The 23,096-nt window shown below is 71.2% G+C and carries 20 protein-coding genes; 11 read left to right on the top strand and 9 right to left on the bottom strand.

The genetic code is table 11. The annotated features are described in order from the left end of the window. Window positions 1-59: 59 nt before the first annotated feature. Window positions 60-854, bottom strand: coding sequence for an AfsR/SARP family transcriptional regulator (locus tag AAW14_RS28480; protein WP_265566856.1), 795 nt, complete (start codon window positions 852-854; stop codon window positions 60-62). Window positions 855-1,120: 266 nt separating this feature from the next. Between AAW14_RS28480 and AAW14_RS28475 the strand changes: the two genes are divergently transcribed. Further along, entirely contained in the window at window positions 1,121-1,417 is a 297-nt protein-coding gene (locus AAW14_RS28475) for a hypothetical protein (protein WP_265566854.1), read from the top strand. Beyond that, complete coding sequence (locus AAW14_RS28470; protein WP_265566852.1) at window positions 1,411-3,684, top strand: TOMM precursor leader peptide-binding protein; 2,274 nt, start codon at window positions 1,411-1,413, stop codon at window positions 3,682-3,684. Before AAW14_RS28475 ends, AAW14_RS28470 begins: the two co-directional genes overlap by 7 nt. Before the next feature lie 400 nt (window positions 3,685-4,084). Here AAW14_RS28470 and AAW14_RS28465 read toward each other — a convergent pair whose 3' ends face one another. From AAW14_RS28465 to AAW14_RS28450, 4 genes are all read right to left on the bottom strand, one after another. Beyond that, entirely contained in the window at window positions 4,085-4,642 is a 558-nt protein-coding gene (locus tag AAW14_RS28465; protein ID WP_265566851.1) for an SDR family NAD(P)-dependent oxidoreductase, read from the bottom strand. A gap of 95 nt (window positions 4,643-4,737) precedes the next feature. Next, window positions 4,738-6,087, bottom strand: coding sequence for an FAD-dependent oxidoreductase (locus tag AAW14_RS28460; protein ID WP_265566849.1), 1,350 nt, complete (start codon window positions 6,085-6,087; stop codon window positions 4,738-4,740). Between the two features lie 832 nt (window positions 6,088-6,919). Further along, on the bottom strand, window positions 6,920-7,687 hold the full coding sequence (locus AAW14_RS28455) for an SDR family NAD(P)-dependent oxidoreductase (protein ID WP_322741134.1): 768 nt from the start codon (window positions 7,685-7,687) through the stop codon (window positions 6,920-6,922). A 28-nt stretch (window positions 7,688-7,715) separates the two neighbouring features. After that, window positions 7,716-8,915 (bottom strand): nucleotide disphospho-sugar-binding domain-containing protein, encoded by a 1,200-nt coding sequence (locus tag AAW14_RS28450; protein ID WP_265566847.1) that lies wholly within the window; start codon window positions 8,913-8,915, stop codon window positions 7,716-7,718. A 136-nt stretch (window positions 8,916-9,051) separates the two neighbouring features. Between AAW14_RS28450 and AAW14_RS28445 the strand changes: the two genes are divergently transcribed. Both AAW14_RS28445 and AAW14_RS28440 read left to right on the top strand, forming a co-directional pair. Beyond that, entirely contained in the window at window positions 9,052-9,444 is a 393-nt protein-coding gene (locus tag AAW14_RS28445) for a hypothetical protein (protein WP_265566845.1), read from the top strand. Next, window positions 9,441-11,159 (top strand): MFS transporter, encoded by a 1,719-nt coding sequence (locus AAW14_RS28440; protein WP_265566844.1) that lies wholly within the window; start codon window positions 9,441-9,443, stop codon window positions 11,157-11,159. The genes AAW14_RS28445 and AAW14_RS28440 overlap by 4 nt, the downstream gene beginning before the upstream one ends. On the opposite strand, the gene AAW14_RS28435 is transcribed toward AAW14_RS28440, so the two are convergent. Then, window positions 11,119-11,706: a hypothetical protein gene (locus AAW14_RS28435; protein WP_265566842.1), complete on the bottom strand. Its 588-nt coding sequence runs from the start codon at window positions 11,704-11,706 to the stop codon at window positions 11,119-11,121. The genes AAW14_RS28440 and AAW14_RS28435 overlap by 41 nt on opposite strands. Window positions 11,707-11,820: 114 nt before the next feature. Here AAW14_RS28435 and AAW14_RS28430 point away from each other — a divergent pair, with 114 nt between their 5' ends. Beyond that, window positions 11,821-12,381 (top strand): MarR family winged helix-turn-helix transcriptional regulator, encoded by a 561-nt coding sequence (locus tag AAW14_RS28430; protein ID WP_265566840.1) that lies wholly within the window; start codon window positions 11,821-11,823, stop codon window positions 12,379-12,381. A 114-nt stretch (window positions 12,382-12,495) separates the two neighbouring features. On the opposite strand, the gene AAW14_RS28425 is transcribed toward AAW14_RS28430, so the two are convergent. Continuing rightward, window positions 12,496-12,717 (bottom strand): ferredoxin, encoded by a 222-nt coding sequence (locus tag AAW14_RS28425; RefSeq protein WP_265566839.1) that lies wholly within the window; start codon window positions 12,715-12,717, stop codon window positions 12,496-12,498. Between the two features lie 7 nt (window positions 12,718-12,724). After that, complete coding sequence (locus tag AAW14_RS28420; protein WP_265566838.1) at window positions 12,725-13,921, bottom strand: cytochrome P450; 1,197 nt, start codon at window positions 13,919-13,921, stop codon at window positions 12,725-12,727. Window positions 13,922-14,105: 184 nt separating this feature from the next. Here AAW14_RS28420 and AAW14_RS28415 point away from each other — a divergent pair, with 184 nt between their 5' ends. From AAW14_RS28415 to AAW14_RS28390, 6 genes are all read left to right on the top strand, one after another. After that, window positions 14,106-15,116, top strand: a complete 1,011-nt coding sequence (locus tag AAW14_RS28415; protein WP_265566837.1) for a methyltransferase — start codon at window positions 14,106-14,108, stop codon at window positions 15,114-15,116. A gap of 42 nt (window positions 15,117-15,158) precedes the next feature. Then, a complete protein-coding gene (locus AAW14_RS28410) occupies window positions 15,159-16,205 on the top strand; it encodes a methyltransferase (protein WP_265566835.1) in 1,047 nt (348 codons plus the stop codon). 456 nt (window positions 16,206-16,661) lie between these two features. After that, the gene (locus AAW14_RS28405) at window positions 16,662-16,814 is read left to right on the top strand and encodes a hypothetical protein (protein ID WP_265566833.1); all 153 of its coding nucleotides are present in this window, start codon (window positions 16,662-16,664) and stop codon (window positions 16,812-16,814) included. 483 nt (window positions 16,815-17,297) lie between these two features. Next, the gene (locus AAW14_RS28400) at window positions 17,298-18,854 is read left to right on the top strand and encodes a right-handed parallel beta-helix repeat-containing protein (RefSeq protein ID WP_265566831.1); all 1,557 of its coding nucleotides are present in this window, start codon (window positions 17,298-17,300) and stop codon (window positions 18,852-18,854) included. A 1,286-nt stretch (window positions 18,855-20,140) separates the two neighbouring features. Next, window positions 20,141-21,079, top strand: a complete 939-nt coding sequence (locus tag AAW14_RS28395; protein WP_265566829.1) for a sensor histidine kinase — start codon at window positions 20,141-20,143, stop codon at window positions 21,077-21,079. Between the two features lie 46 nt (window positions 21,080-21,125). After that, window positions 21,126-21,740, top strand: a complete 615-nt coding sequence (locus AAW14_RS28390; RefSeq protein WP_265566828.1) for a response regulator transcription factor — start codon at window positions 21,126-21,128, stop codon at window positions 21,738-21,740. Window positions 21,741-21,818: 78 nt separating this feature from the next. On the opposite strand, the gene AAW14_RS28385 is transcribed toward AAW14_RS28390, so the two are convergent. Next, complete coding sequence (locus AAW14_RS28385; RefSeq protein ID WP_265566827.1) at window positions 21,819-23,063, bottom strand: acyltransferase domain-containing protein; 1,245 nt, start codon at window positions 23,061-23,063, stop codon at window positions 21,819-21,821. Window positions 23,064-23,096: the final 33 nt, after the last annotated feature.

Here is a 23,096-nt window from a genome sequence, read left to right as displayed (position 1 = left end):
TGAAGACAGGCTGGAAGCCGGCAGTCGGTGCCGGGCCGGTCCGGCCCGGCGGCGCCGGGTCAGTCGACCCCGGCCGTCTGCAGGTCCGGCACCATGTCGCCGGAGAGCACCGCCTGGTGGAGCTGCTGCAGGGACGGCGACGGCTCGAGGCCGAGCTCGGTGACCAGGGCTCCGCGCAGCCGCTGGTAGGCCTCCAGCGCCCGCCAGGAACCTCCGGACCGGTGCAGGGCCAGCATGAGCTGGGCGCAGAACCGCTCGTGCATCGGGTGACGGGCCGTCAGTACGCTGAGTTCCGGCACCACTTCGCCATGCCGGCCCAGGCGCAGATCGGCGTCTATTCGCCGCTCGAGCGCGGCCATACGATTCTCCTCCAGGCGCAGCACCTCGAGTTCCAGGATGCTGCCGGCCCGTACGTCGACCAGCGCGGGCCCCTGCCACAGGGCCAGGGACCGGGACAGCAGCCGGGAGGCGGTGTGGTAGTCGGCGGCATCGAAGGCCGCCCGGCCGCCTGCCACGAGCTGCTCGAACTCCTGGGCGTCGACGGTTCCGGGCTGCACCCGCAGCAGATAGCCGCCGAACTGGGTGACCAGCACGTCCTTGGCGTCCCGTGCGGGCTGTCCGGCCAGCGCAGCCGTGATCTTGCGGCGTAGTTGAAGAATGTATGTCTGCAACGTCGTTGAAGCGCTGCGCGGAATCCGCTCTCCCCAGATCTCCGTCATCAGCGTCGGTACGGTGACGACGTGGTCGGCCTGCAGGGCGAGCAGGGCCAGTATCTGCCGGGGCTTGGCCGCGCTGGGCACCACCGAGACACCGTGCTCATGAGCCGTAAGCGGGCCAAGTACCTTGATGTCCATTGCGTGCTCTCCCCTTTCGAGTCGCATCCCACGGACCCAGACCGGGGAACGTTCACCCGGAGCATGCCGATCAGATTCACACCCGGGGCGGCCGGCCGCCCAGTGAGCAACGCACGAACGCAATCATGAAAATTTCACGGTCACCCTGTGAAGGCCGCACTCCCTCGTCACGCCGAAGCGCGCTCAGAATCTCACGCAGCCAACAAGCCATCGAGCACCCGCTCGACTGCCGAACGCGAGTCTGAACCGTATTAGGGGGCCTGATCATGGACACCATCAGCGCACGTCCGGTGCCCGTCGCTGTCGACCTCACCGACGAAGAACTCCGCTTCGCAGAACTCGCCGCGCGTTCCGGCCTGGAGCCGGACCTGGCCCGGCGACTCGACACCAGCCCGGCGACCGTCCTGGCCGAGTTCGGAGTGTCGCCCGTTCCGTCGGCGCCCGTCGGCAAGATCGTGGTCATCGAGGACCTGAGCCGCCCGGCGACGGACTCGTTGGCCATTCCCACCTGGTGCATCGCGAGCCCCGAGGAACCGGTCGCGGCTGCGGCTGGGCGATGCTGAGCGGGACTGCAGCTCCTGGAGCCCCGACGGTGGGGTTCAAGCACCATCTGAGGGTCCAGGCGATCGGCGACGCCGCCGTCTGCCTGCTCTCCGGCCGTGACGTGACGGTCCTGCGCGGACCGCACGTCACGGCCCTCGCCCCCCTCCTGGACGGCTCCCGGACCCTGCCCCGCCTGCTGCGCGAGGCGGCCGTCCGGATGCCTGTCTCGGAGGCAGGGCGACTCGTGGGAGAGCTGGCCAGGGCCAACCTCATCGGCTACCAGGAGCCGAGCGTGCACGACACGGCGGACGCGGCCTCCCGGGCCTACTGGGATCTGCTCGGCGACGCCGCCGCCGCCACCGCCAGCATCGCCCGTACCCCGGTCGAGTTGGTGGTCGTGGGGCAGGGCGACCCGGCCGCCGCCATCGATGCCTGCCGGACCGTGGGACTCACGGTCGTCGTCAGCGAAGACGCAACCGGTGCAGGGTTGGCGCTGGTGCTGTGCGACGACTACATCGCACCCGAACTCGCCGAGATCGAACAGCGGATGCGGGCGGCCGGGCGCCCCTGGTTGCTGGCCAAGCCCCGCGGCGCGGAGACCTGGCTGGGTCCGGTGTTCACACCGGGCGACGGGCCCTGCTGGTCGTGTCTGACGCACCGGCTGCGCGCGCACCGCGCAGCGGAGGAGGCGGTGTGCCGGGCCGTGGGAGCGGCGGCGCCGCTCAGCGTGCCGGAGGCGTCGCTGGCCGCGGGGCGGGCGCTGGGTCTGCAGGCGGCCGTGCTGGAGGCGGCCAAGTGGATCGCGGGGGTGCGGCACGACAACCAGCGCTGCGTGTACACGCTGGACACCTGCACCCTGAGGTCCGGGCACCACCCGGTCACCCGCCGTCCGCAGTGCCCGGAGTGCGGGGACCCTTCGCTGGTCGCCCGGCAGGTCGAGCGGCCCCCACGGCTGGTGTCCCGGCCGAAGGCGACGGGCACCGGAGCCAACCACAGATTAATGACACCACGTCAGGTACTCGAACTCTACGGCCATTTGGCCGACTCCGTGACCGGCATTGTCGCGGGGATCACGCCTGATCCGCACGCCCCCGAGGGCATCAACAGCCGACTGTCCGGCCATAATCTGGCGCTGGCGGGCCACACCCTGGCCGAGGTGCGCGGCGGGCTCAGACGGCTGAGCGGCGGCAAGGGGGTGACCGCGGAAGAGGCGGAGGTGAGCGCGCTCTGCGAGGCGGTGGAACGCTTCTCCGCGACCCGGCAGGGCGACGAACCGGTCATCCGCGCCTCGCTGGAGGAACTGGGCGACACGGCCGTCCACCCCAACGCCTGCCAGCTCTTCCACGAGCGGCAGTTCCTCGACCGCGACCGCTGGAACGCCGGTCACTCGGCCTTCCACTGGGTGTGCGCGCCCTTCGATCCGCGCCGCGCGGTGGACTGGACCCCGGTGCACTCCCTCACCACGGGCAGACAGCGTCTGCTGCCCACCTCGATGCTCTACTTCAGCTGTCCTCCGCCCCCCGGACTGCCGCGCGCCGACTCCAACGGCAACGCCGCCGGCAGCAGCCTGGAGGACGCGGTGGTCCAGGGCTTCCTGGAACTGGTGGAGCGGGACGCCGTCGCCCTGTGGTGGTACAACTGCACCCGGTATCCGGCACTCGACCTGGACACCTTCGACGAACCCTGGCTCGCCGGACTGCGGGGGACCTACGCGCGGCTCGGCCGCGAGCTGTGGGCACTGGACCTCACCTCGGACCTCGGCATCCCGGTGGTGGTGGCACTCTCCCGGCGCACCGACGGGCCGTCCGAGGAGATCGCCTTCGGCTTCGGGGCGCACTTCGATCCTCGACTGGCGCTGCGGCGGGCGGTCACCGAGATGGGACAGCTGCTCCCCCACACCGACGGCAAGGGGGGCTATCAGGTGGACGATCCGGACATCCTGGCCTGGTGGACCAGGGCGACGGTGCACAACCAGCCGTATCTGCTGCCGGATCCGGGCGAAACCGCCCGAACTCCCGGGCAATTCCGTCACTTTGCTCGCACCGACCTGCTCGAGGACGTGGGGGAGGCGTCCTCGCTGCTGGCCCGGCACGGCATGGAACTGCTCGTCCTCGACCAGACCAGGCCGGACGCGGGCCTGCCCGTGGTCAAAGTCGTGGTGCCCGGACTGCGGCACTTCTGGGCACGCTTTGCGCCCGGAAGACTGTACGAGGTTCCGGTGCGGCTCGGGCTGCGGGAGAGGCCGGTCCGCTACGAGGATCTGAATCCCCTTCCTCTGTTCGCATGACCTCGGTCCGGCCCCCGGCCTCGTCGGGACGCCGATGGTCAGGAGGTCGTTTCATGAACACGCGCAGGTCGTGCTCGGGCGGGCGGCCGATGTCCAGGGCGTGCCGCCGTCGCTCCGCCCGCCGAGCGGCCGGCACCGGCTCGGTCAACTCCCAGCGGGCATCGGACAGATCACTCGGGTACGGGCGACCGTGCCATCGCCACTGAGCCCGGACCCCGGCTGCCAACCGCCGCCGGGGTCCGGGCTTGTGCGGTACGCCCGAGGAGCCGGCCGCCGGTCACGCACCCGAACCGGGGGCGGTAGCGGTCGGCGACTCCGGTCGGCGCCGGTGCCGGATGGCCCTCAGCACCGTCGCCCGGCCCGCGGATGCGGAACCGGGCGATCAGGGGTGCCGGAGGGGTCAGCGCCCGCCGGCCGTGTGCACGACCTCGCCGTTCACATTGAAGAAGCCGTGAAGGGCCGGCTTGGCGGCGCCGTAGATCTCGGAGCCGGGCGAGCAAGGTCGGCGGTGACGGACGACAGCAGCGCGATCCGGCCCCAGCCGCGCTTGCGCATACCGCCGGGCGCGGCGCGCACGGTGAGCATGTGGCCATCGACGTTGTCCCTGAGGAGCGGGACCACTGGTCTGTCGGCAGGTCCTGGAACGGCGGCAGCTGGCCTGGGTCGACCCGGAGGAACGACTGGCGTTGGCCACGACGACGTCGACGCCGCCCCAGGTCCCCTCCACGGTACGCACCGCAGCCTCGATGGAGGCGGGCTCGCCCGGGGCGAGCGGGACAGCCAGGGCCCGCTCCGCGCTGCCGAGGTCGGCGACGGCCCTGGCGGCCGCTTGGGCGTCCGAGTGGCAGGTGATGGCGGCCCGGGCGCCTTCGTCGACGAAGGCAGTGGCGGTGGCCCGGCCGATGCCCCGGGTGGCGCCGGAGATCGCGACGCGCTTGCCGGTGAGTCCCAGGTCCATGGGACGGCTCTCCTGTGCACTGGTGGATGGGCCGCTGTGCCGCCGCATCGGAGCGCGGCGGCACAGCGGCGGCCCTGGGGAACGGACGCCCGGCGTCAGTCCTCGTCCTCACCACCGCGGTAGCGGTAGATGTCGTCGGCCATCTTGCGCTTCATCGCCGGCACGCGGTCGGCCAGCCGCAGGTAGCCGCGCATGCCGGCGAGCGCCAGCCGGCCGACGTAGGGCTTGTGGATGGGCTGGTCGCCGCTTGTCTGCTTCTTTGACTCGAGGACGGCCTTGAAGCCGTAGTCGATCATCTTGCCCTCGTAGTCGTGGATTGCCTGCACCAGAGGCTTGTGGCCGTCGCGGACGGCGGTCAGGGCGCGGACAATCGCGTGGGCGTCCCGGAGCGCGGTGTTGGCTCCGACGCCCTGACCCGGCGTCATGGTGTGGATCGCGTCGCCCAGCAGGGTGATGTTGCTGCTGGGCCAGGGCTCGATCGGCACAGAGGTGCGGATGTTGATCGGGAAGCAGGTGGTGGGGTCACCCATGGAGAAGAGCTTGCGCAGCTCGGGACTCCAGTTGGGGGTCATCTCCAGGGCCAGCTGGATGAGCTCCTTGCCGCCGCGCTGCATCACATCGGCGGGGAACTTGTCGGTGGAGGCCCAGAAGCCCCAGTTGATGTAGTCCCGGGTGTTGTCGAAGAGCAGGCCGGGCCAGTTGGCGAGCAGGTCGGCGTCGTTGCCGCCGATGTTGTTCTTCAGTCCGCCCTCGCGGTCCCAGGGGAACTCCATCCAGTGCAGGATGCAGCTGTAGCCCTTGGGCGCGACGACCAGTCCGATGCCGGGGAAGAGGCCCTTGGGCAGCAGTGCCTTGCTCTCCTCGGTGAGCGGGACCTTGGCCGTGATGGAGATGATCCTGGCGTCCTCGACCTGGGCGTGCGGCAGATACTGCTTGCGCACCCGGGAGTTGGCCCCGTCAGCAGCGACCAGCACGTCGCCAACCGCGGAACTGCCGTCCTCGAAGAAGGCGGTGACCTTGCCGTCCTCGCGACGTTCGTAGTGGGTGAACGTCTTGCCGAAGTGGATGTGGTCCTCCATGCCGGTGAACAGCACCTGCCGGAGCGTCATCCGGCTCACCGACTTCTCGCTGTCGACCTCGTCCAGGCCCTCGCGCAGAGGGATGGTGATGGTCGGCTTGAGGTGCTCGTCCAGGAAGACGAAGTACTTCGGGTCCCGGGCGCAGGTGGCCACGAAGGTCTCGTACAGGTCGGGCGGCAGGCATGCCTTCAGCGCGCGGCTGCCGTGCGGGTCGATGCCCACCCGGTATCCGTGCAGACCCGCGGTCCGGGTGCGGTCGCGCTCATAGACCGCGACGCTGATCCCGGCCCGCTTCAGGCCGTGCGCCAGGCACATACCGCCGGTGCCGGCTCCGATGATGATGACGTGCAGCGGTGTAGTGGCCATGACTGCGGTGACCCCCTGGTCCGTCCAGTGCTCGGGTTGCTGTGTGCCGTGGGCGGTGCAGGCCGCACCCACCCTTCACGCAATGACGCGATATAACGCGACCTATCCGGGAGGTTAGCACAGACCGGGGCCAGGCCCAGAGCCGTACCGACCTGTTCCTCATGAATGGCGCAAACCTGCCGGTCGGGCAGGGAGTTGAGAATGACCGGCCCACGCACGGCGGGCAGGCTCGGACCGAGGGCTGCCAGGCCGTGGCCCGTCCTGCTGCGGTTGTGCACGAACATCCGGCGGACCTGGCCGTGCTTCCGGCGCAGGGAGCAGTACGACTCCACCGACGGTTCCCCCCACGCCTCCCGGTCGACGAGTTCCCGGACGGCGGGCGACAGGGGCGGCAAAGCCGCCTTGCGGCCAGTGGCCGGAACCGCACGGCGCGCCGCGTGCCGCTCCCGGCCGCCCCTGTCCCGGTGGCACCGCGGCACGAGCGACCCGTTCCGTAGCGGACGGCCGGGTGCCGGACTGGCCCCTCGCGCCGCTCGTGCGGGACGAAGCCGCCAGGGACGGGAGCCTCCCCGAGAGCCGGGAGCATCATGTTCGCCGGGCCGGCCCCGTAACCCGCCCCACGGTGGTGCGGGAGGCCGCGCGGCCGGTCGGCCGCCGTGCTCTGCTCCACAGGTGTCTGCATGACCGTTCCCTCTGTTGAGAACCTCCGCCGCCGAGCCGGCGAGCGGCGTGCGGCGGGGCGAGCCCTTCGCCATCGTCCCCGGCCCGGATGGAGCGCGCCTTGAACGGCGGTCGACCTGTCCTCGACCCGGACCCGAGCGCAGCGCGGTGGTCACAGCGACTTGAGCATGCCGGCGTCGATCACCCAGTCGCTGCCGGTGGCGCTGGGCAGCCGCCCGGACGCCAGCAGCAGAACAACCGCCGCCACCTCACCCGGGTCGATGATCTTTCCGGTGGACAGGCCGGTGAACGCCGGTACCGCCGCCACCAGTTGCTCAACCGACATCCCCCGTCGCGCCGCCAGCTCGGGGTTGGTCCAGGTGCCGGTGAGCACCGGTCCGGGCGACACGGTGCTGAACCGTACGCCGCGCGGCCCGAACTCCTCCGAGAGCGACTTGCTCAGATTGGCCAGGGCAGCCTTCGCCGCCGAGTACTCCACCAGCCGGGGCTGGGCCAGCCGGCTGTTGACCGAGCCGATGGTGACCACCGAGCCCTTGCTCTCGAGCAGGCTCGGCAGCGCGGCCCGGATCGCCCGGACGGCGCTGAGGAAGTTCAGCTCGAAGGTGCTGGCCCAGGCGTCGTCGTACACCTCGAGGAAACCGGCCGCCGCCGTGGTCCGCCCGCCGACGTTGTTCACCAGGATGTCCAGTCCGCCGAACTCCTCGACGGCCCTTCCCACCAGCTGGCCGGGCCCCTGCGGGGTCGCCAGGTCCACCTCCAGCGTGTACGGGGTGGTGTCGCGCAGCTCGTCGCTGACGGTGCGCGCCCCGCCGTACACCTCGGCGCCCTCGGCGGCGAGCGCCTGCGCGATGGCCAGCCCGATGCCCCGGCTGGCGCCCGTGACGACGGCCTTCTTCCCCTTCAGCTGCAGATCCATCATGGCTCCTCGTTCGGTGGCGGGGTGTGCCCTAGGACAGCTGGCGGACCAGGGTCTCCAGCCCGGCGGCCAGCGCGGCCGGGGTCGGCTGCCGGTGCATCTCCTGCTGCAGCCTGCGCGCTGCCGCCCGCTCGGGGCCGTCCTTGAGCAGCCGGTCGACCTCGTCCCGGATTGCCTCGGGCGTGGCGTCGTCACGGGCCAGCACCTCACCGGCACCCGCCGCCACCACCCGGGCGGCGTGGCCGGCGTGGTCGGGCAGCTGCGGGAGCATCAGCAGCGGCAGGCCGTGGTGCAGTGAGGTGAGCACGGTGCCCGCGCCGCCATGCGCGACCACCAGGTCGCAGTGCGGCAGCACATGGTCCAGCGGGGTGTCGACGACAACCCGGACGTCCGGCGGGAGCGCGCCGAGCAGCGGCCGCTGGTCCGCCGACACAGCGGCGACCAGCTCCACGCCGGTGCCGTGCAGCGCCGCCAGCACCTGGCCGGCCAGGAACCGCGCCGGATCGAGTTTGGCCATCGTGTGGCCCCAGGTGACGCACACCCGGGGGCGGTCGTGGTCCGGCAGCGGAGCCGGCCGGGGGCCCGGCCCGTTGTAGGGGACGTAACGCACCGGCAGGCGGCGGTAGTCGGCCGGCACCTGCAGGCTCACCGGCAGCGGGTCGATGGTGGCCACCCCGAAGGGGTCCAGCTCGGTGACGCCGTACCGGGCGGCCAGCGGCGCCAGCAGTTCCGGCAGCAGCGGCCGGGCCCGCAGCATCAGGTCGGTGCCGTAGAGCAGGCGGGCCGAGGGTACGCCGACGGCCGCCGCGGCGACGGGGCCCGCGAACGCGGTGGGCTCCGACACCACCAGGTCCGGCCGCCATTGACGGGCCAGCGCCACCAGGTCGTCGGCCATGGACTCGGCATGGGCCAGGAACATCTGCATGGCCCGCGGTCCCTTGCCGGTCCGCGGCGCCGCGCCGCCCTGGACGGTCTCCGAAGGCAGCAGATAGCCCCGCACCATCTCCACGGCGTCCACATCGTGTCCGACCGAGGCGGCAGGCAAGCCGGTACGGACGATCTCCGACAGCAGTCCCGGCTGGCTCGCCACAAGCACCCCGTGCCCGGCCGCCCGCAGCGCCCACGCCGGCGGCACCAGCGGGTACAGGTGCGACGGCCAGGCCCAGGTGGTGAACAGCACCCGCATGTCTTGTCCCAACCCCTCACCGAGTCGTCGTTGGTTCGCGGCCATACGGCCCCGTACCTGCGTCACCGTGTCGTCGGCGGCATGTGCCGCGCTCAAGAACCACTGGACCGCCGCCGTCAGGAGCCCGTCCGCCCACCGCGCCCCGATCGGCACTCAAGTCGGTCGGCGCAGGCTGAGCCGTATGGTGAACCCGAAGACCACTGCCTCCGGCGCGGGGCTGCGGGAGAAACTGGCCGACACCATGGCCCTCGGCACGGGGCGGCTGCTGGACGATCCGTACTACCGCGGGCTCGCCGACGGCTCGCCGCCGGGTCGGGCCCTCGCGCACTGCACCCTGCAGGACTTGCACCATCTGCTGCCCAACTACGGCCGTGCGCACGCGCGGTGCGCAGCTCTGGCACCGGACCACCGGCACGCGCCGATGTTCAGCCGGACGACGACGTCCCTTCGGTACTGCGCGGTGCGCGCCGAGGGTTTCGCCCGCGCCGCGTCGCGGCTGAGCGTCCCGCTGGACCAGGACGCCACCGAGCCGCCGATCGCCCCCGCCACGCTGCTGCGGAAAGGGCCTGCATGAGCACCGTTCCGGCATCGGCCCCGCCGTCCCGGCGGGCCTGGGGCGCACTCCTCGTCGTGCTGTTCGCGGCCTTCATGGACACGCTGGACCTGGGCATCACCGCGGTGGCGGCGCCCGCCATTCAGCGGGACCTGCACGCGAGCTACTCCGAGGCCCAGTGGTTCCTGGCCGCCTATGCGCTGGCCTTCGCGGTACTGCTGATCGCCGGCGGCAGGCTGGGTGACCTGCACGGCCGCAGACGGGTGTTCCTCGTCGGGGTGTCCGGATTCACCGCCGCGTCCGCGGTATGCGCTCTGGCGCCCACCGCGGGCGTGCTGATCGGTGCCCGGTTCCTGCAGGGCGGCTTCGGCGCCCTGATGATCCCTCAGGTGCTCGCGGTGTTGCAGGTGCTCTTCCCGCCCGAGCGGCGGGCGGTGGCCTTCGCGGTGTACGGCAGTGTGATGAACCTGGCGCAGCTGTCCGGTCCGGTGCTCGGCGGGCTGCTGGCCACCGACGATGCGCTCGGTCTTGGCTGGCGGGCAATCTTCCTGGTCAACGTGCCGGTGGGTGTGCTGGTGCTGATCGGCACCGCGCTGCTGCTGCCCGAGTCCCGGTCGGATCGGCCGCAGCGGCTGGACACCGTCGGGGTCCTGCTGGTGGCTCTGCTCTCCGGGCTGTTGGTCTACCCGTTGCAGCAGGGCCGGACCGCGGGCTGGCCCGCCTGGATGACGGCGGCGCTGACCTGCGCGCTTCCGGTGGGCGTTCTGGTCGTATGGCATCAGTCGCGCCGGGGGCCGGAGCGGGCGCTGGTCCCGGTGGGGCTGTTTCGCAGCCGCTCGTTCTCTGCGGGCATGGTGCAACTGCTCCTGGTGTACTCGGCGCTGGTCGCCCAGCAGATGCCGGTCGTCTGGCTCACCCAGGCCGGGCTCGGCTGGTCGGCGCTGCGCACCGGCGCGGCCACGGTGGGCTGGACCCTGGGCCTGTGCCTGCTGGGAGTGCCGGCGGTCTCGCTGGCACCGCGGATCGGGCGGGCACTGCTGGCCACCGGGTGCGTGGTGGCCGCGTCCGGGACGCTGCTGCTGGGCAGTGTGCTCCGGGCGCAGCCGCTCGGCTTCTGGCCACTGTGCGGCTGTCTGACGCTGATCGGCTGCGGGCTCGGCCTCATCGTCCCCATCCTTATCAACCTGGTGCTGGCCGGGGTGCCCCAGCGGGACGCGGGGAGCGGTGCCGGGATCGCCAACGCGGCCGTGTACTTCGCCTCGGCGGCCGGTGTGGGCCTGGTCGGTCTGCTCTTCTTCGGCCAGGTCGCGGCAGGCGGCGCCGCGCACGCCCGCGCCCAACTGCCGGCGCTGCGGGCCGGGCCGGCCGCGCAGGGCTCTGCGGGGGCGGCCCGGGACAGCGCCTCGGCGGCCCTGGTGCGATGTGTGGCAGAGCGCACCAGGGCGACCGATCCGTACCAGGTGCCGGAGAGCTGCCGTACCGCACCGGCCGACAGCCCGGCGGTGGCCGCCCGGGTGCAGGCCGCCTGGCAGCGGTCGTTCGCAGACGCGGCGTCGGACAGCCTGCGGTACCCGGCCGGGGCCCTTGTGGTGGTGCTGGCGCTCACCCCGCTGCTGCCGCGCAGCGGCGGCAGCCGGAGCCCCGGCCGGCACCGCCGTCCGAGAGGGCGGCCGGAGCTGCGCGAGCGGCGGGCGTTCACGCGATCGTCAGGCGGTTTGCACCGGAGTCGAGCGTGATCTCGTACCGGCCTCGGGCCGTCTCCTCGATGCTGCGCCAGTCGATGGCGGGCTGGGAGCCCATCCACCGGCCGTCGAGCGAGAGGCCGGTGACTCCGTGTGCGCCGAGCAGCGAGACCCCGACGCCCGGCGGACGCCGGAAGGTGATCTTGCGTGCTCCGTCACCGAGCCGGATGGGCACCGTCCGGTCAGTCTCGGGGAGCAGGAAGTGCGCGTCGGCCATGCCCGCGGCGGTCTGCAGCGAGCGCAGCCGAAGACCCGTCAGATCGGCCTCCACATGCACCGCCGGGCCCTGGAACACGATGTGCCACTCGACGTCGGGGCTCAGCGTGAAGTGCGCCCTGCGGGCCACCAGGTCGAACGGGTGACGCGCCCCCCGGGGGACGACCGAGACGGTGGTGTCGTCGGTGGCCACGCGGGGCTCCGGCCCCTGGAACCGGGCGGTGTAGAGCCCCCCGGCCGACGAGGGCGCGACGTCGAGGGTGAGGTACTGGATGCCACGCGGGAAGACCAGGCGGGCGGTGGTGCCCTTGACCAGATCGGACATGACGTCCTCCTTTGAGAAGATGTCCTAGTAACTAGATTTTCTAGTTACTAGCTCTACAAGAGACTCTAGACCGGTTCGCTAGAATGTCAAGAGACCTAGCGAGAGGGCTTCCCAGTGGGCACGGCAGCACGGCGGACCAGCACCGCAGCACGGCGGACCAGCGAGGACCACGAGCTTCTGATCGAGGAGTTCGGCCATGTGATGCAGGAGTTCCAGCGCGCCGCCGACACCCTGGACCAGCGCGTCGCCGACCGCCTCGGGCTCAACCGCACCGACCTGCGCTGCCTGGAGCTGCTCTTCGGCCCGGCCCCGATGAGCCCGGGCGAGCTGGCCGCCGCCGCGGGACTCACCACCGGAGGCGTCACCACCGCCATCGACCGGCTGGAGCGCGCCGGCTACGCGACCCGGGTCCGGGATGCCGGGGACCGGCGCCGCGTCATCGTGCAACCCACCGAGAAGGGCCGCACGCTGACGGAGGAGATCTTCAGCCCGATCGCCGAAGAGGGCGCGGAGTACCTGCGGGGCTTCGACAGCACCACCCTGGCCAGGATGACCGACTTCCTGCGGTTCGCCACCCGCCAGCAGGAAGAACACGCCGCCGCCCTCGCCCGGCCCGCCGACACCCCCGACGCCGGGACACGCGGAGGCAGACGACGGCGGGGCGCGACCGGCTGACCCGGCCGCGCCCCGCTCCTGGGGCGCACGCGCCTCCCGGCGCCATGCCTCCTCGTTGCCGCGCTCCTTCGTCCGCCTCCCCGCCCGACCGGCCCTCACCGGCTCGTCGGCGAACTACGTTTCGGGGGCCTCCTCGACCTCCACATGGATGGACCGGGTCGGGCAGCTGCGCCGGGCGCGGTGCAGCTCGGTGAGCAGGTCGGCGGAGGGACGGGAGTCCAGGACGACCACCCGCCCTTCCTCGTCCTGGTCGAAGACCTCCGGCACCCGGTAGACGCACAAACTGCTGGTCACACAGGTCTCGTTGTCCGCGGTCACCCGCACGGTCGGGCTCATCGCCGACTCACCAGGCCACCGGAATCCGGGCGTACCCGGCCAGGAAGCCGCCCTGGGGGCGGGCCAGCTCCTCCCCCGGCACCGCGAGCCGCAGCCCCGGGAAGCGCTTGAGCAACCCCTCGGTGGCGACCTGGAGCTCCATCCGGGCCAGCGCGGCCCCGGCGCAGAAGTGGATGCCGGCGCCGAACGTCATGTGGTGGTTGTCCTGGCGGCGGATGTCGAGGGTGCAGGGGTTCTCGAACACCGTGTCGTCCATGTTGGACTCCACCGACAGCATCACGGTCGAGCCCTTGGGGATGACCGTGCCGTCCAGTAGCTCGATGTCCTCCAGGGCATAGCGCAGCGAGCCCAGCGAGGTGCCCATGATCTGGAAGCGCAGCAGCTCCTCGACCGCGGAAGGGACGAGACCGAGGTCCTTCTTCAGCTCGTCGGCGACGGAGGTGCGGTGCAGCAGGACGGCGATGCTCGTGCCGATCTGCGAGGCGGTGGTGACGTACCCGGCGATGAGCAGGGTCTTCACCCAGTGCTGCAGCTGGTACGGGGTCAGCTTCTCCGGGTCCTCGGCGCTCACCCTGATCAACTCGCTGATCAGGTCGTCGCCCAGGTCGGCGTGCTTGTGCTCGATCAGCTCACCGAGGTAGGTCCACAGACCGGTACGGCACTCCTCGACCTCCTCGTCCGACAGCGCCGAGACCGACAGGAAGCCGTCGATGAGCCGGCGGAACTTCTGGCGGTCCCGCGGCGGCACACCCAGCATGTGGCAGATCACCAGGATCGGCAGCGGGAACGCGAACGCCTCCATCAGTTCGGCCGGACGCGGTCCGGCCTCCATGGCGTCCATCAACTCCTCGGCGATCTGCTGGACGATCGGGCGCAGCGCCTCGATCCGGCGCGCGCTGAAGGCCCGCATCACCACGCTGCGCTCCTCCAGGTAGCGCGGCGGGTCGTTGTCGATCTCCGGATCCCCGAAGAGGTCGTTGTTGGCGGAGATCCGCGAGGTGGGGTAGCGGGCGGTATTGCGGCTCAGCCGCTCGTCCGCGAAGAGCTTGCGGACGTCCCGGTACCGGGTGACCAGGACGGCCGGGTCGCCGCTGGGCAGCGTGACGTGCAGCAGGGACTGTTCCCGCATGGTCCGCCAGTCGTGCGGGATGTCGGGCGTCTCGGCCCAGGGGAAGGGGTAGCTGACCGGGCACGACGAGCTCACCTTGGCACCTCATCTCGTCTCAGTGGGGCGGTGCGCTTACCACGGCAGTCTGCGAACGGGCACTGGGGCTGAACTCAAGGCCGGGTCGAACTGCGGACGCTCCGGCCCAGGTCGAGCGATCCTCCATCCGCCGCTGAAAACGTCCCGGTGCGGCCAGTTGGTGCCATGAAAGGGAGATGCGGCCATGACGACTACCGCTCCGGATGCCACTGCGGCAGCCGGCATCCTGCGCCTGGGCAACCTGTTCTGCCAGTCCAAGGCGCTGCTCACCGCGGTGCGACTGGACCTGTTCGCAATGCTGCACACCGGCCCCGCCACCGAGGAGGAGATCCGCGTCCGGCTGGGCCTGCATGGCCGGGGCCTGGCACACTTCCTGCGGCTGCTCATCGCCATGGGCCTGCTGCGGGAGGAGGCCGGCCGGTTCCGCAACGCCGAGGGCGCCGACCGCTTTCTGGTGCCCGGCCGACCCGGCTGCGTGGCCGGCTTCCTGCACGGCGCCGACCTCAACCTCTACCCGGTGTACGGACGGCTGACCGAGGCTCTGCGCACCGGGAAGCCGCAGGCCGACGGCGACTACACCGCGATGCTGGACGACTCCGCCGCGCTGGGCCACTTCGTACGGATGATGGACGGCGTCACCCAGGGCCTCGGCCCGCAACTGCTCGCCGCCCTGGACGGCACGGACTTCCGGTCGGTGCTGGATCTCGGCGGCTGCCGCGGCCATCTGGCGGCCCAACTGGCATCTGCACGGCCCGAGTTGGAGGGGCATGTCCTCGACCTGCCCCAGATGGAGCCGTTCTTCGACGAGTACATGACGGAGCAGGGCCTGGCCGAACGGATCACCTTCCATCCGGGCGACTTCTTCCGCACCCCCGCCCTGCCGTCCGCCGACGTCCTGATCTTCGGCCACATCCTGCACGACTGGGACCCGCAGCAACGGCAGGAGCTGCTGGCAAAGGCGTACCGCGCGGTCAACCCGGGCGGCGCCCTGCTGGTCTACGACCGGATGCTCGGCCAGGCCGAGGACGACACAGAGAACCTGGTCGCAAGCCTCAACATGCTGCTGGTGACCGAGGGCGGCGCCGAGTACACCGTCGCCGAGCTCTCCGCCGAGGCCCACGCCGCCGGCTTCGGCGGCATCACACACCGGCCGCTCGGCGACTACGACACGCTCGTGCTCTGCCGCAAGAGCTGACCCGCACCCCAGCCCACCGCAAGCGCTCACCAAGGGAGCACCATGGCCACATCCCGAACCCCCCAGCCTGGCGCGGAGGACTACCTTCCGCTGCTCTTCGGCTTCGCCGTCAACCAGATTGCGGGCACCGTGTCCCGGCTCGGCGTCCCGGACGCACTCGGAGACTCGGCCCTCACCGTCGCCGAACTGGCCGCCACCACCGGCACCCACGCCGGGTTCCTGCGCCGGCTGCTGCGCGCGGCGGCGGCCGCGGGGCTGCTCACCATCGGCGAGGGCGAGCGCTTCTCGCTCACTCCGCTCGGCGCCATCTACCGCAGCGACCATCCGCTCCAGGCCGCGCCGCTCGACGCCATGCACGCCGCCCCGGCGGTCTGGCAGGCCTGGGGCGCACTGGAGCAGGCGGTCCGCACCGGGAAGCCCGCCTTCGACCTGGTGCACGGCGCGGGTCTGTTCGACAAGCTGAAGACCGACCCCGAGCTGGCCCAGCGCTTCCACGACGCGATGGGGGCCGGCAGCAGGGTCCAGATCCCGGCGATCACGGAGAACTTCGACTTCACCGGATTCCGGCACATCGTCGACGTCGGCGGCGGCAACGGCACCCACCTGTCCGCGGTGCTCAACGCCAACCCCAAGCTGCGCGGCACCGTCTTCGACACGGCCAACGGCGTGCTGGCCGCGCCCCAGGTGCTGAAGGAGGCGGGTGTCGAGGACCGCTGCGACATTGTGGAGGGAAGCTTCTTCGACTCAGTCCCGGCCGGTGCCGACGGCTACCTGCTGAAGAACATCCTGCACGACTGGGACGACGACTCCTCGACCCGCATCCTGCGCAACTGCCGTGAGGCGATGGCCAAGGACGGACGGGTCGTGGTCTTCACCTCGGTGCTGCCCGAGGGCCGGGTCGGCGAGGACCCCGTCGAGGCGCTGGGGGTCTCCGTCTTCGACATCGAGATGATGGCGGTCACCACCGGCCTGGAGCGCACCCTCACCGAGTTCGAGCAGCTCTTCGCGGCCTCCGGACTGAAGCTGAGCGGGCTGACTCCACTGCCCTGCCCGTTCATGTATCACGCGGTGGAAGCGGTCGCGGCCTGACGCACCACCAGGAACAGGGAGCCCCCCGCCGGGCCGGCCGGGGGCTCCCTCCCGTGACCGTGCCAGGGGCGGCCCACGGGAAACGGCTCGCCGGGGGAGGTGTACTCACCGCGACGGAAGGTCCCGGTGGGGCCGCCGTCCGGCAGGGTCGCGGCGTCGGCGAGGGCACATTGCGACGGGCTGCGGTGGAGTGCTCCGGCCGGGACGGCGCCGCAGGGGCCCCTCACCTGCGCGCGGCCTCGAGGTGACCGGAATCGGCCGTCCGGATATGACGCTGCGGCGGGGGCGCGGCAGGACCGACGCCGCAGGTGCCGAAGCGGCCGCCCGCGCCGTGCTGTCCGGACGCGCCACTGCGACGGCGAAGACCGGCGACGGCCCGGTGGAGACGCTACGGCTGCCCCAGCCGGCGACGGACTGTGGTGCACGACCGGGCCCCGCAGGCGGCGCGGCGAGCCGGTGCACAAGGCGTTCGACGCGCTGAAGCCCGTCGGCGCCCTGCTGGGCCACGACCGGATGCCGGACAACGAGCCGAAGCACGCCGGGAACCCGGTGATCGGCCTGGACATACTGCTGGTCACGGACGGCGGCCCGGAGAACCCGGCGGTCTAGATCGCGGCGTACGCGCAGAGGGCGGGCTTCGCCTCCACGAGTCGGCCCGCTCGGCGACCACGAACTCTGACGGTGGCCCGCTCGGCGACCACGACACTCTGACGGTGGCCCGCAAGGCGAGCTGAACCGCTCCCCAGCGACGGCCGACCGGCGGTTCGGCTGGATGTGAACCCTACGGGTACACACCGGCGGCCGGAATCGAGGGGCGCGCCAGGAGGCGCGGCTTGAGTGCGACCGCTGCCACGGGGCGCCCACGGGGACCGGACGGGACGGCCGCAAGGATGCCCAGGTCGGCGGCGCCGAGGGCGGGCGGCTGGGCAGGTCGCGGGCACACGCCGGGCGCCCCGGGCATTCCGGCCTCGGTGCCCGATCCAGCGGCGCTCGAGTGCTCCGCGAGGCCACGGCGCAAGCATCCGGCCCAATCAGCACCATCAGAAACAGGACAGGCGGCGTGAATCGGCCGCCTGCCCGATTGGGGGCCTCATGGCAATACCGATCACTGCGAGGAGCCTGGCAGTCGCCTCGACGCTGGGACTGGCCTTCGTGCTCGTCGCGGGTACGGCTTCCGCGCAGACCGAGACCGGCGCAAGCACGTACTACGGCGCAACCACGTACTACGTGGACTGCTCCGCGGGCAATGACAGCGCCTCCGGCACCTCGGCCGCAGCCCCGTGGCGCAGCCTCGCCCGGGTCAACGCCGCGACCTTCCGGCCCGGCGACGTCATCCAGTTCCGCGCCGGGACGACCTGCAACGGCACTCTGGCCCCGCACGGTTCCGGCACCACGGCTGCGCCCATCGTGGCGAGGTCCTACGGCACCGGCCCCGACGCCCGGATCGACGGCCAGGGCGCAACGGCAGCCGTGCTGCTGCACAACGTCGAGGGGTGGGAGCTGCGCCACCTCGACATCACGAGCACCGGCCCCGCGCCCGCCGCGGACCAGCAGCGGGTGGGGATCCAGGTCCTGCTGGAGGACTACGGCACCGGCCACCACTATGTGGTGGCCGACGTCAACGTCCACGACGTGCAGGGCTGCGACTGCCGGGACCCGCACGCCAGCGGCGGCATCCTGTTCAGCGCGGAGGGGTCGACCACACCAACCGGGTTCGACGACGTGCAGGTCCGCCGCAACACGGTGACCCATGTCGACCGGACCGGCATCGGCACTGTCTCGTCCTGGCAGAAGCGCTCGATCTACCCGAACGGCCCCGGCTCCACCTGGGTGCCGATGACCGGTGTCGTCATCGCCGACAACACGGTGTCCGACGCCGGCGGCGACGGGATCATGGTGTTCAACGGTTCCGAGGCCCGGGTCGTGCGCAACACCGTGAACGGGTTCAACACCCGCTCCGCCGACTACAACGTCGGCATGTACGCCTGGAACTCCGACCACACCGTGTTCCAGAACAACGACGTCGGGCACGGCAAGTCGCCCGGCATGGCGTTCGACATCGAAGGCGCCAACGTCAACACCGTGTACCAGTACAACTTCTCGCACGACAACGGAGGCGGCTTCCTCTTCGTCTGCCCCTCCAACGGTGCGGCGTCCAGCGGCGGCGTCGTGCGCTACAACATCAGCCAGAACGACAACGGCGGCAGCTTCCTCGCTGTCATCACCGCGCCCTGCGGCGATGTGCCGAACACCCGGATCTACAACAACACGATCTACGCGCCGGGTGCCACGACGATGGTCAACACCGTCTCCCCGACCACCTTCAGGCTGACGAACAACATCTTCGTCGGCAGCGCCGCGGGCTCCGCCTTCGCCGATCCGTACGACACCTACACCAACAACCTCTATCGCAACGTCTCCACGCTGCCGTCGCACACGTCCGGCGGCGTGTCCGCCGACCCCCTGCTCACCGCCCCCGGCACCGCGGTCTCCGCCGGGACCGCGGACGGCTACCGACTGCGCACGGGCTCCCCGGCGATCGGCGCCGGGGCGTCGCTCGCCGACAGCGGCGCCAGTGACTACTTCGGGAACCCGATACCTTCCACGCCCAGCATCGGCGCCTACCAAGGTCCCCCGGTGAGCGGCTGACCTTCCCACCCGCGTCCAGCGGGCACGCCCGGCCCCGGCGGACACGCACTCTCCACCGGGGCCGTCGCGCGCGCCGCGGCCTGCTGAACTCTTCGAGGTGTCGCCCGAGACCGCCCGGGAACTCGGGGTCAGCCCGGAGTCCCTGCGCTCACGGCCGGGGGCCTGCGACCCGGATGCATCGCACACTCGGATCGCGGCAGCGAATTCACACTGCCGAATTCAGGTGTGAAATAAGTGACTTGGGGCTGCGGCAGAACTGCGGACGCACCGGATCACGCTTCGACAACGCCGCCGCGGAGAGTTTCCGGGCTCTTCGAAGGACGCCGTCCACGCCAACACAAGGTCCACGGCCACCGCGTTCGACCCTGCGGCCCGACCAGGAGCACGAAGCTCTCTGCCAGGCCCGACCGGCGTCAAGGGCACCCGCACCGGCGGTCGGACAGGGCCCTCGGACGGTGCCGACCGTCGGTGGGGTGGCCGTCGGGCGGGGAGCCGCCCGGGTTCGGCGTGCGGATGTCCGGCCGCCGTGCGGGAGGCGGTCCCGTGGTCGGACGTGCACCGCGCCGGTGCGAGGTGCGAGGGCGGTTCCCGGTCGTCGGCGGTGCGCAGGCCGCCGAACTCCTCGACAGGGCACGGATCTACGACGTGCTCGGCCGGAACTGCGCGAGCCTCCGGGTCGCCGACGGCCCATCGGCCGAGGTGAGGCATCGGACGCGGAATCAACGGCGGGCCGCGGCGGGCCACATGGGCCGGGCGAAGGCGGGGCCTGTCGCCGGCGACAGGCGAAACGGGAATGGCCGACGGACCGCATCCCCCAATAGTCCACATGGACTGCGGCCTTCACCGGCCCTCCTGCCGGGGTCGGCCGAGGCCCCGCCCACAGCAGAAGAGATTCAGCCATGTTCCCCCTTTCCGGGTTAACGTATATACCGGATTCGTATCCCACCCCTCTGACGAGGAGGCACCGCATGGTCGACCCTTTCCGGCCTATGGAAACAGGAGTCGTTCACGACGACGTCGAACCATCCGGGAAGGAACAAAAACGGCAGCTGGGGGCACATCCCGACGGCGAACCTGTGAGACCTCTACCGGGTGGCGACATTCCGGCCACACACGTGGCCAAAACCATTACGATCACGGCGCTGTGCGGCTATACAACTGTTCTTCTTCTCAACGTCCTCTGGGAGAAACCCGGCGTTGACCGGCTTCTTCTCTGCGTGGGCACGGTGACAGCCCTTTTCGCCGTTCAACTTTTGCATAGCTCACCCAAAACCCGTCGCTGGCCGATGCCGTGGAAGGCCCTGACGCTTACCGTCCAGGCGGTCCTGACCTTCGCCCCCTTCCTGTGGTTCGGAATCACCTGGGGCAGCATGGGCGGCATCTTCAGCGCATCGATCCTGCTCATGCTGCCCGCTCCACTGTCCTGGATCCTGTTCGCACTGGTGGCCGTGGTGATCGGCGGGTATGCCTTCGCTCTCCATCTGCCGGTCGTCGCCGAGTTGTACACCCCGCTCACCACCCTGCTCACCGGCCTGGTGCTGTACGGGCTGACCCGGCTGACCGACCTCGTGCACGAAGTCCACTCGGCCCGGCGGGAGTTGGCCCGCATGGCGGTCGCCCAGGAGCGGCTGCGCTTCTCCCGGGACGTACACGACCTGCTCGGATACAGCCTGTCGGCCATCACGCTCAAGTGCGAGCTGATCCACCGTCTGGTGGTGGCCAACCCGTCGCGTGCCCTGGAGGAGGTGACCTCGGTGCTGGATGTCTCGCGGCAGGCCCTCGCGGACGCCCGTCTGGTGGCCCGCAGCTACCGCGAGATGTCGCTGGCGGACGAGGCCGAGTCGGCCGCGACGGTGCTGGCCGCGGCGGACATACGGGCTGCCCTGGACATCCGCTGCGGCCGGCTGCACCCGGCGGTGGACACGGCGCTCGCGACCACCCTTCGGGAAGGAGTGACCAACATCCTCCGGCACAGCAAGGCGCAGTCGTGCACCATCACGGCACTCCGCGAGGGCGACACCGTGCGCCTGGCCCTCGTCAACGACGGAGTGGTGGACAAGGACCGCTTCCCCGGCCCCGGCGGCAGCGGCCTGGACAACCTCCGCACCCGGCTCGACACCGTCGGGGGATGCCTCACCTCCGGTGTACACGCGGACGGTCGGTTCCATCTGGTCGCCGAGGCTCCCGTACGTCCGGCAGGTACGGCACAGCGGGACAACGGATAACCTTCACCGCACGACGGCGGAACAGCACGTTGATCGGGGGACATCTATGCTGTCGCTGAAAATCCTGCTTGCCGAGGACGTGCACATGATCCGCGGGGCCCTCGTCGCCCTGCTGGAGCTGGAACCGGATCTCGAAGTGGTCGCGTCGGTCGACCGCGGTGACCTCATCGTGGAGGCGGCCCTGCGCACCCGTCCCGACGTGGCCGTCATCGACATCGACCTGCCGGGCACCGACGGAATCACCGCCGCTGCGGAACTGCACGAGCGGCTGCCGAGCTGCCGCGCGCTGATCCTCACCAGCCTCGGTCGTCCGGGCACGGTCCGCCGGGCGCTGTCCGCGCAGGTCTGCGGATTCCTGCTCAAGGACGCGCCGCCCAGTCAACTCGCCCAGTCGGTCCGGTCGGTGGCCGCCGGGCAGCGGGTCGTCGACCCCCAACTGGCGCTGTCCGCCTGGGAGGCGGTGGAGTCCCCGCTGTCGCGCCGGGAGACCGAAGTGCTCCGGCTGGCAGCCCTCGGCGGCGACGCCGCCGACATCGCGAGAGCCCTCTACCTGACCAAGGGAACCGTGCGCAACTACCTCACGACGGTGGTCTCCAAGCTCAACGCCCGCAACCGGGTCGACGCCATCCGTATAGCCCAGGAGGCCGGCTGGATACCGTGACCGGCGTGGGGCCCGCGGAGTTCGGCCGGCGGTCACCACCTGGCCGCTGACGGAACAGCGGCCGCCGGGTCGTTCCGATCACCACATCATGGAGTCCTCGGCGAGCGGCCCGGCATCCAGCGCGGAGAGGACTCCGGCGAGATCCACCACGTCGGTCTCGGGGCCTCGGCACACCGGCAGGCAACGCGGACCGGCTGCCCCGTCGATCCTGCGCACGAACGGGGTGAGCACCGGCCTCGGGCCGATCTCCACCACATGGGTGGGCATGTCCTGGGACAGCATCCGCCGCACGGCCGCGGCGAACCGGACCGGGGAGGTGACCTGCACGGCCCAGTAGTCCGCCCCCAGCCGCTCCGTCCACTGTCGGCCGTACACCGGCGAGTAGTAGGCCACCGCGGGCGGGCTGCCGGGGAAACGGCGCGCCAGGGCCCGCAACCGGGGAGCCACCGGGTTCATGCACGGCGAGTGATAGGCGTGCCCGACAGACAGGAACCTGCTGGAGAGGCCGGCCGCGGACAGCGCGTCACGCACCCGCGCCAGTGCATCGAGGCGGCCGGAGAGCACGGTGGCCCGTGCCGCGTTGATCGCGCCGATGTACACCTCGGGCTCACCGGCGATGACGTCCGCCGCCTCGTCGGGGTCCGCACAGACGGCCAGCATGCCGCCGCCGTCCGGCAGGTCCTGGATGAACTGCCCGCGTAGTGCGACGAGTTGGGCCGCCTCGGCCAGGGGGAGAGCCCGGGCGGTCACGGCCGCGGTCAGCTCCCCCACGCCGTGCCCGACCACCGCCACCGGCCGCACCCCAGCGTCCAGCAGGGTCTCCGCCAGCGCGTAGCCGACGGCGAAGACCGCCGAGTGCGACAGCGCCGTACGGTCGATGTCGGGACCGCCGCTGAGGATCACCTCGGCGACCGAGCAGCCGAGATACGGCCGTAGCGCCTCGTCCGCCCGCGTCAGGCACGCTCGGTACACGGCGGAGTCGCGGTGGAGGCCGGCCGTCATACAGGGGTGCTGGGCGCCCTGCCCTCCGAAAACGAACGCCGGGCGGATCCGCCCGCCGTCGCCGAGGCGGGACCGGCACACGGTGATGTGGTGCGCCAGGGCACGGACCGAGGCGTAGGCCCAGATGTCGTCGGGATCGATCAGCGAACCGAAGCCCTCCTCAATGTCGCCGAACAGACTCAGCACGGCCACCGAGTCCAGTCCGCACTCGGAGAGCGGAGTCTCCGGGCTGATCTCCCGGGACGCGTAGTCCGAGATTCGCCGGGTGAGCCACGCCAGAACATCGGGTTCGGCCGGCTCACCGTGCGGTGTGCGATCCACATCTGCCCCCTTCGTTTCCCCCTGTCGGCGTGC

This window comes from Streptomyces hygroscopicus (assembly GCF_026168105.1).
Taxonomy (GTDB): Bacteria; Actinomycetota; Actinomycetes; order Streptomycetales; family Streptomycetaceae; genus Streptomyces; species Streptomyces hygroscopicus_D.
This window is presented reverse-complemented; position numbering and strand designations above follow the sequence as displayed.